This window comes from Modestobacter sp. VKM Ac-2983, assembly GCF_026967885.1.
In the GTDB taxonomy this organism is placed as follows: Bacteria; Actinomycetota; Actinomycetes; order Mycobacteriales; family Geodermatophilaceae; genus Modestobacter.
The window spans coordinates 1,055,304-1,068,838 of sequence record NZ_JAPVBK010000003.1; the positions used below are offsets into that span (position 1 = coordinate 1,055,304).

Annotated in this window: 11 protein-coding genes and 1 pseudogene; 10 read left to right on the forward strand and 2 right to left on the reverse strand. The window is 74.2% G+C overall.

All coding sequences use genetic code 11. The features are described from left to right. The first annotated feature begins 39 nt into the window (after positions 1-39). The 5 genes from dxr to O2W18_RS17070 all read left to right on the forward strand — a co-directional run bounded on the left by dxr (position 40) and on the right by O2W18_RS17070 (position 6,799). On the forward strand, positions 40-1,251 hold the full coding sequence (gene dxr / locus O2W18_RS17050) for a 1-deoxy-D-xylulose-5-phosphate reductoisomerase (RefSeq protein ID WP_269188629.1): 1,212 nt from the start codon (positions 40-42) through the stop codon (positions 1,249-1,251). Between the two features lie 31 nt (positions 1,252-1,282). After that, on the forward strand, positions 1,283-2,647 hold the full coding sequence (locus O2W18_RS17055; protein WP_269188660.1) for a M50 family metallopeptidase: 1,365 nt from the start codon (positions 1,283-1,285) through the stop codon (positions 2,645-2,647). Between the two features lie 65 nt (positions 2,648-2,712). Further along, positions 2,713-3,873 (forward strand): flavodoxin-dependent (E)-4-hydroxy-3-methylbut-2-enyl-diphosphate synthase, encoded by a 1,161-nt coding sequence (gene ispG / locus O2W18_RS17060; protein WP_442929144.1) that lies wholly within the window; start codon positions 2,713-2,715, stop codon positions 3,871-3,873. Positions 3,874-3,910: 37 nt separating this feature from the next. Continuing rightward, complete coding sequence (locus O2W18_RS17065; RefSeq protein WP_269188630.1) at positions 3,911-4,765, forward strand: GNAT family N-acetyltransferase; 855 nt, start codon at positions 3,911-3,913, stop codon at positions 4,763-4,765. 87 nt (positions 4,766-4,852) lie between these two features. Next, on the forward strand, positions 4,853-6,799 hold the full coding sequence (locus tag O2W18_RS17070) for a penicillin-binding transpeptidase domain-containing protein (RefSeq protein WP_269188631.1): 1,947 nt from the start codon (positions 4,853-4,855) through the stop codon (positions 6,797-6,799). Here O2W18_RS17070 and O2W18_RS17075 read toward each other — a convergent pair. Further along, the gene (locus tag O2W18_RS17075; protein WP_269188632.1) at positions 6,796-7,269 is read right to left on the reverse strand and encodes a ferritin-like domain-containing protein; all 474 of its coding nucleotides are present in this window, start codon (positions 7,267-7,269) and stop codon (positions 6,796-6,798) included. The genes O2W18_RS17070 and O2W18_RS17075 overlap by 4 nt on opposite strands. 39 nt (positions 7,270-7,308) lie before the next feature. Next, positions 7,309-7,812: a hypothetical protein gene (locus tag O2W18_RS17080; RefSeq protein ID WP_269188633.1), complete on the reverse strand. Its 504-nt coding sequence runs from the start codon at positions 7,810-7,812 to the stop codon at positions 7,309-7,311. Between the two features lie 226 nt (positions 7,813-8,038). Between O2W18_RS17080 and rimP the strand changes: the two genes are divergently transcribed. From rimP to infB, 5 genes and pseudogenes are all read left to right on the forward strand, one after another. Further along, the gene (rimP, locus tag O2W18_RS17085; protein WP_269188634.1) at positions 8,039-8,845 is read left to right on the forward strand and encodes a ribosome maturation factor RimP; all 807 of its coding nucleotides are present in this window, start codon (positions 8,039-8,041) and stop codon (positions 8,843-8,845) included. Further along, positions 8,842-9,966 carry a transcription termination factor NusA gene (gene nusA / locus O2W18_RS17090; protein ID WP_269188635.1) on the forward strand — a complete coding sequence of 375 codons (1,125 nt, stop codon included), beginning with the start codon at positions 8,842-8,844 and terminating at the stop codon, positions 9,964-9,966. Before rimP ends, nusA begins: the two co-directional genes overlap by 4 nt. Before the next feature lie 8 nt (positions 9,967-9,974). Continuing rightward, positions 9,975-10,241: a YlxR family protein gene (locus O2W18_RS17095; protein WP_269170978.1), complete on the forward strand. Its 267-nt coding sequence runs from the start codon at positions 9,975-9,977 to the stop codon at positions 10,239-10,241. A 212-nt stretch (positions 10,242-10,453) separates the two neighbouring features. Continuing rightward, positions 10,454-10,594, forward strand: a pseudogene (locus O2W18_RS17100) (translation initiation factor IF-2 N-terminal domain-containing protein); the annotation flags it as partial. Between the two features lie 1,068 nt (positions 10,595-11,662). Next, positions 11,663-13,501, forward strand: a complete 1,839-nt coding sequence (infB, locus tag O2W18_RS17105; protein WP_269171013.1) for a translation initiation factor IF-2 — start codon at positions 11,663-11,665, stop codon at positions 13,499-13,501. The last annotated feature ends 34 nt before the right edge of the window (positions 13,502-13,535 follow it).

Below are 13,535 nucleotides of genomic sequence, written 5' to 3' on the forward strand. Positions count from 1 at the left end.
CGACCGGCCGAGCGCGGCGGGCTTGGCAGGATCACGGGCATGAGCGAGCCACGCAGCACCGAACCCCGCACGGTCACCGTGCTGGGGTCCACCGGGTCGATCGGGCGCCAGGCGATCGCGGTCGCCCGGCAGAACCCGGGCCGGTTGCGGGTCACCGGGCTCGCCGCCGGTGGGGGTGACGTCGCACTGCTGGCCGAGCAGGCCCTCTCGCTGGGCGTGCGCACCGTGGCCATCGCCCGCGCCACCGCCGCCCAGGACCTGCAGCTCGCCTTCTACGCCGCGGCGCAGCAGCGCGGCTGGGCCCAGGGCCAGTACGCGCTCCCGGAGATCCTGGCCGGCCCGCGCGCCGCCGAGGAGCTGGCCACGCGTCCGGCCGACGTCGTCCTCAACGGGATCACCGGGTCGATCGGGTTGCGTCCGACGCTCTCGGCGCTCGCCGCCGGTCGCACGGTGGCCCTGGCCAACAAGGAGTCGCTGGTCGCCGGTGGTGCACTGGTGACGGCGGCGGCGGCCCCGGGTCAGCTGGTGCCGGTCGACTCCGAGCACTCCGCGCTGGCCCAGTGCCTGCGCGGGGGCGCGCGGGGCGAGGTGGCCCGGCTGGTGCTCACGGCCAGCGGGGGGCCGTTCCGCGGCCGCAGCGCCGCGGAGCTGGCCGACGTCACCCGGGAGCAGGCGCTGGCCCACCCCACCTGGGACATGGGCCCGGTGGTGACCATCAACTCCGCGACCCTGGTCAACAAGGGGCTGGAGCTGATCGAGGCGCACCTGCTCTTCGGCGTCCCGTACGCCGACATCGACGTCGTGGTGCACCCGCAGTCGATCGTCCACTCGATGGTGACGTTCACCGACGGCGCGACGATCGCCCAGGCCAGCCCACCGGACATGCGGCTGCCGATCGCGCTGGCACTGGCCTGGCCGGACCGGTTGCCGGACGTGCAGCCGGCCCTGGACTGGTCGGCCGCCAGCACCTGGGAGTTCCTCCCCCTGGACGGCGAGGTCTTCCCGGCGGTCCGGCTCGCCCGGCAGGCGGGGGAGGCCGGCGGCGTCGTCCCGGCGCTCTACAACGCGGCCAACGAGGAGGCGGTCGCCGCATTCACAGCCGGACACCTCTCGTTCCCAGGGATCGTGCAGGTCATCGCGCGTACCCTCGACGCCGCGCCGGACCTCGGCGCACCCACCTGCGTCGAGGACGTGCTGGCCGCTGAGAAGTGGGCCCGGGAGCACGCCCGCGGCGCCATCGCCGGAGGCTGAGCTGAGCGGGTTCCTGCTGACGGTCCTCGGGATCGTCGCCTTCGCCGTCGGGCTGTTGTTCAGCATCGGCTTCCACGAGTTCGGGCACTTCTACTGGGCCCGGAAGTTCGGCATGCGGGTGCCGCAGTTCTTCGTCGGCTTCGGGCCGACGGTCTGGTCCCGCCGCCGCGGGGAGACCGAGTTCGGCATCAAGGCGATCCCGCTCGGCGGCTACATCCGCATCGTCGGCATGATCCCGCCGGCCGAGGAGGGCGAGAGCAAGCGCGCCACCCGGATGCGGAGCTTCATCGCCGAGGTGCGCGGGGCGGCCCTCAACGACGTCCGGCCCACCGACCGCGGGCGGGTGTTCTACGCCAAGCCGTGGTGGCAGCGGGTGATCGTGATGTTCGCCGGCCCCTTCCACAACCTGGTGCTGGCGGTGCTGCTCTTCCTGGTCCTGCTGGTGGGCATCGGCCTGCCGACGACCACCACCACGATCGCGGACGTGCCCGACTGCGTGCTGCCGGCCGGCGCGGCCAGCGCCACCGCGGGCGACCCCTGCGACGTGCCGATCACCCCGGCCGGCGAGCTGTGCGCCGCCGGCTCGGTGGACTGCGCCCTGCCGCCGGCCGGCCCGGCCGCGCAGGCCGGGCTGCAGGCCGGCGACACCATCCTGGCCATCGACGGTGAGCCGGTCACCCAGGAACCGGGCGACGGCTGGGAGGCGCTGGTCGAGACGGTGCAGGCCAGCGCCAGCACCCCACTGACCCTGACCGTCGCCCGCGAGGGCACCGAGGGCGCCACCGAGCGGTTCGACCTCACGGTCACCCCGATCGAGAACACCGTCTACACCGACCGCGACGAGGACGGGGAGCCCGACGGCACGCAGGAGGTCGGGTACCTCGGTGTCCAGTCCGCGACGGAGTACGTCGGCCAGCCACTGAGCTCGCTGCCGGGCTACTTCGGCACCGTGGTCGTCGAGTCGGTCCAGCGGCTGGTGCAGATCCCCGAGCGGATCCCACAGCTGTTCCGGGCCACCTTCATGGGCGAGGAGCGCGACCGCGAGGGGCCGATCGGCCTGGTCGGGGTCAGCCGGCTCTCCGGGGAGGCGTTCGCCCTGGAGCAGTTCAGCAACGTGGACAAGCTCAGCTTCTTCGTGTCCCTGCTGGCCAGCGTCAACCTGGTGCTCTTCCTGTTCAACCTGGTGCCGCTGTACCCGCTGGACGGCGGCCACGTCGCCGGCGCGCTGTACGAGAAGGCCCGCTCGACCGTGGCCCGGCTGCGCGGGCGGCCCGACCCCGGCCCGTTCGACATCGCCCGGCTGATGCCGGTCGCCTACGTCGTGGCGGGGCTGTTCATCCTGCTGTCCGGGCTCCTGGTCATCGCCGACGTGGTCAACCCGATCACGCTGAGCTGAGTGGTCGCACCGACGTCACAGCAGGGTCACCGGCGGCGCCGTCGCCGGCGGTAGATACTGAGCTCATGGCGATCCCCGTCAGTCTCGGCATGCCGGCTGCGCCCCCTCCCGTCCTCGCCCCCCGACGCAAGACCCGACAGCTGGACGTCGGCGGCGTCGGGGTCGGCAGCGACTCCCCGGTCAGCGTCCAGTCGATGTGCACCACCAAGACGGCCGACATCAACGCGACGCTGCAGCAGATCGCCGAGCTGACGGCGTCCGGCTGCCAGATCGTGCGGGTCGCGGTGCCCGACACCGACGACGCCGAGGCGTTGTCGATCATCGCGAGGAAGTCCCAGATCCCGGTGATCGCCGACATCCACTTCCAGCCGCGGTACGTGTTCGCGGCGATCGACGCCGGGTGTGCCGCCGTGCGGGTGAACCCGGGCAACATCAAGAAGTTCGACGACAAGGTCGGTGAGATCGCCCGGGCGGCCAAGGACGCCGGCACCCCGATCCGGATCGGGGTCAACGCCGGCTCGCTGGACAAGCGACTGCTGGCCAAGTACGGCAAGGCGACGCCGGAGGCGCTGGTCGAGTCGGCGCTGTGGGAGTGCTCGCTGTTCGAGGAGCACGACTTCCGGGACATCAAGATCTCGGTCAAGCACAACGACCCGGTGATCATGGTCCGCGCCTACGAGCTGCTGGCCGCCCAGTGCGACTACCCGCTGCACCTCGGCGTGACCGAGGCCGGCCCCGCCTTCCAGGGGACCATCAAGTCCGCGGTCGCCTTCGGTGCGCTGCTGTCCCAGGGGATCGGCGACACGATCCGGGTCTCCCTCTCCGCCCCGCCGGCGGAGGAGGTCAAGGTCGGCAACCAGATCTTGGAGTCGCTGAACCTGCGCCAGCGCGGCCTGGAGATCGTGAGCTGCCCCTCGTGCGGCCGGGCCCAGGTCGACGTCTACAAGCTCGCCGACGAGGTCACCGCAGGGCTGGAGGGCATGGAGGTGCCGCTGCGGGTCGCCGTCATGGGCTGCGTGGTGAACGGCCCGGGGGAGGCCCGTGAGGCCGACCTGGGCGTCGCCTCCGGCAACGGCAAGGGGCAGATCTTCGTCAAGGGCGAGGTCGTCAAGACCGTCCCCGAGTCGATGATCGTGGAGACCCTGATCGAGGAGGCCATGCGGATCGCCGAGGCGCAGATGGCCGACGGCACCCCGTCCGGTCCGCCGGTCGTCTCCGTCTCCTGACCCGGCCCGCACCGGTCGACCGAGGACAGTGGTCCGCGTGCTGCGCTCGTCGTCCCCCGTCCGGGTCCTGGACGCCGGCGACGAGGGCGCCGTCCGGGAGCTGCTGGCCACCGACCCGGTCGGCGCCTGCATGCTCGCCGGGCGGATCGAGACCCACGGCACCGCGACGGCGTCCCTGGGTGCGCCGCTGTGGGGCCTGTACGCCGGTCGCCGGCTGGACGCGGTCTGCCTGGCCGGCGCCAACCTGATCCCCCTGGCCAGGCCCGGTGCCGAGCAGGCGGCGGCGGACGCGTTCGCCGACCGGGCCCGGCGGGCCGGGCGACGGTGCTCGACCGTCGTCGGCCCGGCGGCGGCCGTGCTGCCGCTGTGGGAGGTGCTGGCGCCCTACTGGGGCCCGGCGCGCGAGGTGCGCGCTCGTCAGCCGCTGCTGGCCATCTCGGGCCCCTCGCAGGTCCCGGTGGAGCCGCGGGTGCGCCCGGTGCGGCCCGAGGAGCTCGACACCCTGCTGCCGGCCGCGGTCGCCATGTTCACCGAGGAGGTGGGGGTCAGCCCCACGCGGGTCGACGGCGGTGCCGGCTACCGCGCCCGGGTGGCGGAGATGGTCCGTGCGGGCCACTCGCTCGCCTGGATCGAGCACGGTGAGGTGCTCTTCAAGGCAGACGTCGGCGCCGTCTCCCGGGACGCGTGCCAGGTGCAGGGCGTGTGGGTCTCCCCGGAGCACCGGGGGCAGGGGATCGGGCAGCGGGGCACCGCAGCGGTGGTCGAGTACGCCCGCGCGGCGATCGCCCCGGTGGTGAGCCTCTACGTCAACGACTACAACCACGCCGCGCGCGCCGCCTACGAGCGGGTCGGCTTCCAGCAGGTCGGCACGTTCGCCTCCGTCCTGTTCTAGACGTCCTGTTCCCGCCGTCCTGTGGGCCGTGGGGCTGGTGCGGCGAGGAGTTCCGGATCGGCCGCGGTCTTCTGCCAGGGTGGGGCCGTGCGCAGCCGAGACGGGTCCAGCAGCAGGCGCGGGGCGACCCGCCGGGGGGCGATGGCCGGAGGCGCCGCGGTGCTGGTGCTCGCCCCGTTGCTGGCCGGGTGCTCCAGCGACCCCTCCGACGACGTCCGGGACGCCGCCCAGGCGTTCCTCGACGACTGGGCCGCGGGCCGGGCGGACGCAGCCGCCGACCGCACCACCGACCCCGCGGCGACCGGTGCCCTGCTCGAGCAGACCGCCGAGGACCTGCCCGACGCGACCCTGACCACCGAGCTGGGCGACGTGCAGGTCGAGGACGGCGCGGCGACCGTCACCTGGCAGGCCACCTGGGACCTCGCCGCGGCACCGGACTGGACCTACGACGCCACCCTGGAGCTCCGGGAGGGCGAGCAGGACGGCGAGGACCGCTGGGAGGTCGTCGCCTCCCCGGCCGTCGTCCACCCGGAGCTGGCCGACGGCCAGCAGCTCGAGCTCGCCCGGTCGCTGCCGGAGCGCGCACCGATCACCGACGGCACCGGCGCGCCGCTGTTCGCCGAGACGGAGGTGGTCGACGTCGGGGTGGACACCGGCCAGGTCACCGACCTGCCGGCGCTGGCCGCCGGGCTGGCCGCGGCGACCGGGATCCCGGCGGAGGAGATCACCGCCGACGTGCAGGCGGCGCCGGCCGGGCAGTTCGTCCCGGTGATCACCCTCCGCCGCCCGGACTTCGAGGCGATCCGCGCCCAGGTCTACGACCTGCCCGGCGCGGTCTTCCCGACCAGTACCCGGTTGCTGGCGCCCTCGTCCCGGTTCGGGCTCGCGTTGCTGGGCCGGGTCGGGGAGGCCACCGCCGAGGTGCTGGAGGGCTCCGCCGACGCCGACGGCGAGCAGCGCTACGCCGCCGGGGACCGGCTGGGCCTGTCCGGCCTGCAGCGGGCCCGCCAGGAGCAGCTGGCCGGCACTCCCGGGTTCACCGTCCGGGTGGTCAGCACCGACGAGGCCCTCGAGGACCCCGGGCGGGTGGTGGGGACCGTCGAGCCCGTGCCGGGCACCCCCGTCCAGACCCCGCTGCTGCCGGCGGTCCAGAACGCCGCCGACGCCGCCGTGGCCACCCAGCCGCTCGCCACCCACCTGGTGGCGGTCCGGCCGGGCACCGGGGAGCTCCTGGCGGTCAGCTCGAACGAGGCGGCGAACCCGGTGAACGCCCTGGCCGGGCAGTTCCCACCCGGCTCGGCCATGAAGACGATCACGGCGACGGCGCTGCTGTCGGCCGGCACGGTCGCCCCGGACACGCTCGTGCCCTGCCCGGCCACGACGACGGTGGAGGGCCGGGAGTTCGAGAACGAGGACCAGTTCGACCTCGGGACGGTGGCGATGACCGAGGCGTTCGCCCGGTCCTGCAACACCACCTTCATCCAGCAGGCACTGACCCTCCCCGATGGGGCGCTCGCCGGAGCGGCCGCCTCCTACGGGGTGGGCACCGACTGGCAGTTGCCGGTCGACGTCTTCAGCGGGGACGTGCCCACGGCCAGCACCGGCACCACCGAGGCCGCCGACGCGATCGGTCAGGGCCAGGTGCTGATGAGCCCGGCGCAGCTGGCGCTCGTCGCCGCCGGCATCGCCAGCGGCACCCCTGCCGTGCCCGTGGAGGTCGTCGGCGACGACCCGGCCGGTGCGGCCCCCGCCGGGCCCGCCCCGGCCGTCCTCGACGCGTTGCGGCCGATGATGCGTCAGGTGGTGGTCGGTGGGACGGCCGCCGAGCTGGCGGACCGCGGTGAGGTGTACGGGAAGACCGGCACCGCGGAGTACGGCACGAACACCCCGCTGGACGCACACGGGTGGTTCATGGGCTACCAGCTCGGCGGTCCCCAGGGCGACATCGCCTTCGCCGTCCTGGTCGAGGCCGGGCAGTCCAGCAGTGTCGCCGTCCCGGTCGCCGACGCCTTCCTCGCCGCCCTCGGCGGCTAGGCCTCCGGCAGGCCCGGGAACGCAGTGGTGGGTGGGGTGAGGCCGGCCCGGACACGCCAGCCGACCGCCCGCAGCTCGGCGGCGCCCAGCGCCGCGACGCCGAGCTCGCGCGTGCTGCGCTCGGTCGCCTGGTCCAGCACCCAGGTCCAGGCTGCGGACGACCCCTCCTCCAGCGTGACCGCCAGCGACGCGGCGTCGACCGGGGACAGCACCGGGAAGGGCAGCGTGTACCCCGGTTCGTCGTCGACCGGCTCGACCTGCCGGGCGCTGAGCAGGGCGATCAGCTGGTCGCGGAGGTCCAGGTACGCCAGCTCGCACGCGACGACGAGGTCCCGGGACTCCGGCGGGAGCGCCGCACCGACGACCCCGTAGCCCCAGATCGCCACGCGGGCCGCGGCCAGCGCCTCCTGCAGTGCGGCGTCCTCCGGTGCGGTCGGCGACGCGGAGGGTGAGCGGGTCCCGTCAGCCATCGTCGTCCCGTCTCCCGGCCGTGTGCTCCGGAGCAGCGGTCATGCCAGCACCGTCTCCTGCCCCCGGAGGCCCGCCGCGATGCTGCCGAGCAGCGCCGCGCGGCCTCCGGTGAACTCCGGGCAGGCCGCGGCGTGTGCGGCGGCCGCAGTGCCGACGAGGCCCCGCAGCCAGGCGCGCGCCTCCGTCGGGTCGGTGGGTGCGGCGCTGCCGCTGGTCGCCGCGGCGGTCGTGCCGAGGTCCCCGGGGGCGGCTGCCCGGAGCCGGTCCAGCTGCGCCAGTGCCTGCGCGGCGAGCGGGGTCAGCGACGCGGCGAGCTCCGGGGCGGTGCTCAACGCCTGGTCGTAGGCGGTCACCACGGCCTCCTGCACCCGGACCTGGGCGGCCAGTTGGTCGACCTGCGCCGGCGTGACCGCGTCGGTCACGTCGCCGGGGGTGCCGGTGCAGCCGGTGGCGACCAGCGCGGTGCCGACGAGGGTGGCGACCAGCAGGCTGCGTCGGGTGAAGGTGCCGGCGGCCGGGGGAGCGGGGAGGAGTCCGGACATCGCCGTCCATCCTGACAGTCCCGGGGGGCTCTCCTCTCCGAACGCACCGGCGCGGCGGTCGCCACCTGTGGGACCGGTGGTGCCGGCGGTGCGAGCGGTAGCCTGACGGTTCACGCGCAGCACGCCGGTGGCCCGTCGGGTCCGACCGGACGGGCCACCGGGTCCACCTCCGGTGGACACGTCGTTGTTCCAGACGTCGCGGTTCCCAGACAACAGGAGGCAGTCGGTGTCCACCCGAGGTGCCGGCACCGCGGACGTGGTGACCGCCAAGCTGACCGGCTGGGTCGAGCCGGTGGTCACCGCCGCCGGCTACGACCTGGAGGAACTCGTCGTCCGACCCGCCGGCCAGCGTTCGGTGGTCCGGGTCGTGATCGACCGGGACGCCGGGGTGAGCCTGGACGACGTCGCCGAGCTCAGTCGCGCGCTGTCGGAGGTGCTCGACGCGCAGGACGAGGCGCTGGGGCGCTCGCCGTACGTCCTCGAGGTCACCAGCCCCGGCGTCGACCGTCCGCTCACCCTGCCGCGGCACTGGCGTCGCAACGTCGGCCGGCTGGTCAGCGTCGCCGTCGGCCCCGACTCCGGCCGGGACCAGCTGACCGGGCGGGTGCTCCGGGTCGACGACGACGGGGTCGTGCTGGCCGTGGAGAAGGGCGGCACCAAGAAGGGCCAGGTGCGCAAGGCGGTCGGCGAGCGCACCGTGCGCTGGGCCGAGCTGGGCGAGGCCCGGGTGCAGGTCGAGTTCACCCGTCCGGCCGGGCACCGCGACGCCGCGCTGGTCCACCTCGGGGACGGCGACGGCGACGAACACGACGTCGACGAGCACGACGATGACGAGCACGACGACGAGCACCAGGACGACGAGGCGCACCAGGACGACGACGAGACCGACGACGAGGTGCCCGCGGGCGCCGAGCACCACCACGAGCAGGACCCGGCCGGGGTCGACGCGACCGACGCGAGCGGGAGGCCCGGGCGACCGGCCCCGCGCCACGCGCCGCGGGACCCCCGGCCGCGACGAGGAGGCAACAAGTGAACATCGACGTGACGGCCCTCAAGGCGGTCGAGCGGGAGAAGGGCATCCCCGCGGACACGGTGCTGCAGGCGATCGAGACCGCCCTGGTCACCGCCTACCGGCACGCGGACGGGGCGGCCAAGCACGTGCGCGTGCAGATCGACCGCAAGAGCGGCGAGGTCGCCGTCCTGGCGCAGGAGCTGGGCCCGGACGGTGAGGTCGTGCACGAGTGGGACGACACCCCCTCCGACTTCGGCCGGATCGCGGCCAGCACCGCCAAGCAGGTGATCATCCAGCGGCTCCGGGACGCCGAGCACGAGCAGACGTTCGGTGAGTACGCCGGCAAGGAGGGCGACATCGTCAGCGGCATCGTGCAGGCGCACGACCGCCGCAACACCCAGGGCATGGTGCTGGTCGACATCGGCAAGGTGGAGGCCACCCTGCCGGCGCCCGAGCAGGTGCCCGGCGAGGACTACCGCCACGGCAGCCGCCTGAAGGCCTACGTCGTCTCCGTCGCCCGCACCTTCCGCGGTCCGCAGGTGACGCTGTCGCGCACCCACCCCAACCTGGTGCGCAAGCTCTTCGCGCTGGAGGTGCCCGAGGTCGCCGACGGCAGCGTGGAGATCGTCGCGGTGGCCCGGGAGGCCGGGCACCGGTCGAAGATCGCCGTCCGCACCAGCGTCCCCGGGCTCAACGCCAAGGGCGCCTGCATCGGCCCGATGGGCCAGCGGGTCCGCAACGTGATGAGCGACCTGCACGGCGAGAAGATCGACATCGTCGACTGGTCCGACGACGAGGCGAGCTTCGTCGCCTCTGCGCTGTCCCCAGCGCGGGTCACCAGCGCACGGGTGGTCGACGCGGCCGCCCGGGCCGTCCAGGTGGTCGTGCCCGACTACCAGCTGTCGCTCGCGATCGGCAAGGAGGGGCAGAACGCCCGGCTGGCCGCCCGGCTCACCGGGTGCCGCATCGACATCCGCAGTGACGCCGAGTCCATCGACGGCGGTGCGCCGGTCTCCCCGGGCGTCGGGCGGGCTCCGCTGCGTCCGGGAGTGCAGGCCGGCCGGCCCGGTGCCCGTGGTCCGCAGGGCGGTCAGCGGCCGCCCGTGCGGCGCGCGGAACATCCCGGGCCCACGGCGCGCTAGACTCCGTGATGGCCGATTCGTCGACGCCGGTCCGCACCTGTGTGGGGTGCCGGCGACGCGCACCGGTCACCGAGCTGTTGCGTGTCGTCGTCCGCGGCGGGGGGCTCACCCCTGACCCGCGGCGACGGCTCCCCGGCCGGGGTGCGTCACTGCACCCCACCGCGGAGTGCCTGCAGGCAGCAGTCCGGCGCCGGGCCTTCCCGCGCGCGCTGCGCAGCAGCACGCCGCTGGAGACCGGCTCGCTCGAGGCCCACGTCCTCCGGCAGGTCAGCTGACCTGCCACGGCGCCGGTCCCGGGCGGACAGCACCGAGCACCAGGCAGTGAGCACCCAGCACTGAGCGCGATCCAGTCGGACCGGCACCCGGCCGGTCCACAGTCGAGAGCAGGACGACCTCGGATGAGCAACCCGTGAAGTCGCCACGATGACCATGCACCACTGAATCAGAGGTCGAGCGGGCCAGCCGCCGGCCTCACCAGAGGAGACCCGTGCCAGGCAAGGCCCGCGTACACGAGCTCGCGAAAGAGCTCGGTATCGACAGCAAGACAGTGCTCGCCAAGCTCAAGGAGCAGGGCGAGTTCGTGAAGTCCGCCTCGTCCACCGTCGAGGCCCCGGTGGCCCGACGGCTGCGTGAGGCCTTCCCCGGCGACGGCGCCCCGAGCTCCGGCGGGGGCGGCAACGCCTCTGGCGCGCGCCCCGGTCCCCGTCCCGGCGCACCCGGCCCTCGACCGGCCCCGCCCGTGGCGGCTGCTCCGGCCGCCCCGGCGGCTCCGGCCCCCGCAGCACCGACCCCGGCTCCGGCCGCACCTCAGGCACCTGCCCCGCAGGCTCCTGCGGCACGGGCTGACGTGCCGGCTCCGGCGCCGGCCCGTCCGGCTGCCCCCGGCCCGCGTCCCGGCCCCCGGCCGGCGCCGCAGCAGCCGGCGGCCGAGGCACCGGATGCGCAGCAGCCCGCTGCCAGCGCCCCGGACCAGCAGGCTCCGGCCGCCCCGGCCCAGCCGGGCACCCGTCCGGCTGCCCCGGGTCCGCGTCCCGCCGGTGGTGCACCGACCGGCGGCCCGGCCGCCGGTGGAGCCACTCCGGGTGCCCCGCGTCCGGCCGCTCCCGGGCCGCGGCCCGGCCCCCGTCCGGCCCCCCGGCCGGGCAACAACCCCTTCAGCAGCGCCCCGCGTCCGGCCGCCGGTCCGCGTCCGGGTGGCGGTGCGCCCGGCCAGGCCGGTCCCGGTGGGCCGCGTCCGGCTCCGGGTGGGCCCCGTCCGGGTGCCGGTGCCGGTGGCCCGCGCCCCGCGTCCGGTCCCGGCGGGCCCCGTCCCGCCGCCGGTCCGGGTGGACCCCGTCCCAACCCCGGCATGATGCCGCAGCGTCCGAGCCCCGGCATGATGCCGCCGCGGCCGGCCGGTGGCGGTCGCGCCGGTGGCCCTGGTGGCCCTGGTGGCCCCGGCGGTGCCGGTGGTCGTGGCCGTCCTGGTGGTCCCGGCGGTGGCGGTGGCTTCCGTCCCGGTGGCGGCGGCCCCGGCGGTCCCGGTGGCGGCGCGCCGGCCGGTGGCGGTTTCCGTCCCGGTGGTGGCGGCGGTGGCCGTGGTCGTGGCCGCGGTGGCTCGGGTGCCGGCACCGCGGGTGCCTTCGGGCGTCCGGGTGGTCGCGGTCCGGTCCGTGGGCGCAAGAGCAAGAAGCAGCGGCGTCAGGAGTTCGACTCCATGGCGGCGCCCAGCATGGGCGGCGTCTCGCTGCCCCGTGGCAACGGACAGACCGTCCGCCTGCCGCGTGGCGCCTCGCTGACCGACCTTGCCGAGCGGATCAACGCCGAGCCGGCCGCGCTGGTCACCGCCCTGTTCCACCTGGGCGAGATGATCACCGCGACGCAGTCGGTCAACGACGACACCCTGCAGCTCCTGGGTGCCGAGATCGGCTGGGTCATCCAGGTCGTCAGCCCGGAGGACGAGGACCGCGAGCTCCTCGACACCTTCGACCTCACCTTCGGTGACGAGGAGAGCGACGACGAGGACGACTGGGGCATCCGTCCGCCGGTGGTGACCGTCATGGGTCACGTCGACCACGGGAAGACCAAGCTCCTGGACGCGCTCCGGCACGCCAACGTGGCGGGCAAGGAGGCCGGTGGCATCACCCAGCACATCGGCGCCTACCAGATCGTCACCGAGCTCGAGGGCAACGAGCGCCCGGTCACCTTCATCGACACCCCGGGTCACGAGTCGTTCACCGCGATGCGTGCCCGTGGCGCGAAGGTCACCGACATCGTCGTCCTGGTCGTGGCCGCCGACGACGGCGTCATGCCGCAGACGGTGGAGGCGCTCAACCACGCCCAGGCCGCCGAGGTGCCGATCGTGGTCGCGGTCAACAAGATCGACAAGGAGGGGGCCAACCCCGCCAAGATCCGTCAGCAGCTCACCGAGTACGGGCTGGTGGCCGAGGAGTACGGCGGCGACACGATGTTCGTCGACGTCTCCGCGACCACCCGTCAGGGCCTCGACGACCTGCTGACCTCGATCCTGCTGACCGCCGACGCCTCGCTGGACCTGCGCGCCAACGTGGGCCAGGACCCTCAGGGTGTGGTCATCGAGGGCAAGCTGGACAAGGGTCGTGGCCCCGTCGCCACGGTGCTGGTCCAGCGCGGCACCCTGCGCCAGGGCGATTCGATCGTGGCCGGCGACGCCTACGGTCGCGTCCGGTCGCTGCTCGACGAGCACGGCAACAAGCTCAAGGAGGCCCTGCCGGCCCGCCCGGTCCAGGTCGTCGGCCTGACCTCCGTGCCGCGCGCCGGGGACACCTTCCTCGTCGTCGAGGAGGACCGGATCGCCCGGCAGATCGCCGATCGCCGTCAGGCCCGCATCCGCAATGCGCAGAACGCGTCCATGCGGAAGCGGATCAGCCTGGAGGACCTCGACGCGGCGCTCAGGGAGACCCGTCAGCTCAACCTGATCATCAAGGGCGACAACTCGGGCACCGTCGAGGCGCTCGAAGAGGCCCTGATGAAGATCGAGGTGAGCGACGACCTCACGCTGCGGGTCATCCACCGCGGCGTCGGTGGGATCACCAAGAGCGACATCGACCTGGCGCTGGCCGACGACGTCATCGTCCTGGGCTTCAACGTCCGGGCCGAGGGCCAGGCCACCGAGCTCGCCGCCCGCGAAGGCGTGGACGTCCGGTACTACACGGTCATCTACCAGGCCATCGAGGAGATCGAGTCCGCGCTCAAGGGCATGCTCAAGCCCGAGTACGAAGAGGTCCAGCTGGGCACCGCGGAGGTCCGCGAGGTCTTCCGGGTCCCGAAGATCGGCAACGTCGCCGGCTCGCTGGTGCGCAGCGGCACGATCGTCCGCAACTCCAAGGCCCGTCTCATCCGGGACGGCGCCGTGGTCGCGGACAACCTGACCGTCGAGTCGCTGCGTCGCTTCAAGGACGACGCGACCGAGGTCCGGGAGGGCTACGAGTGCGGTGTCGGGCTGGGGTCGTTCAACGACATCAAGCCCGAGGACGTCATCCAGACGTTCGAGCTGCGCGAGAAGCCGCGCGCCTGACGAAGGCCCACGGGGGCCGCGCGACGCACTGAGC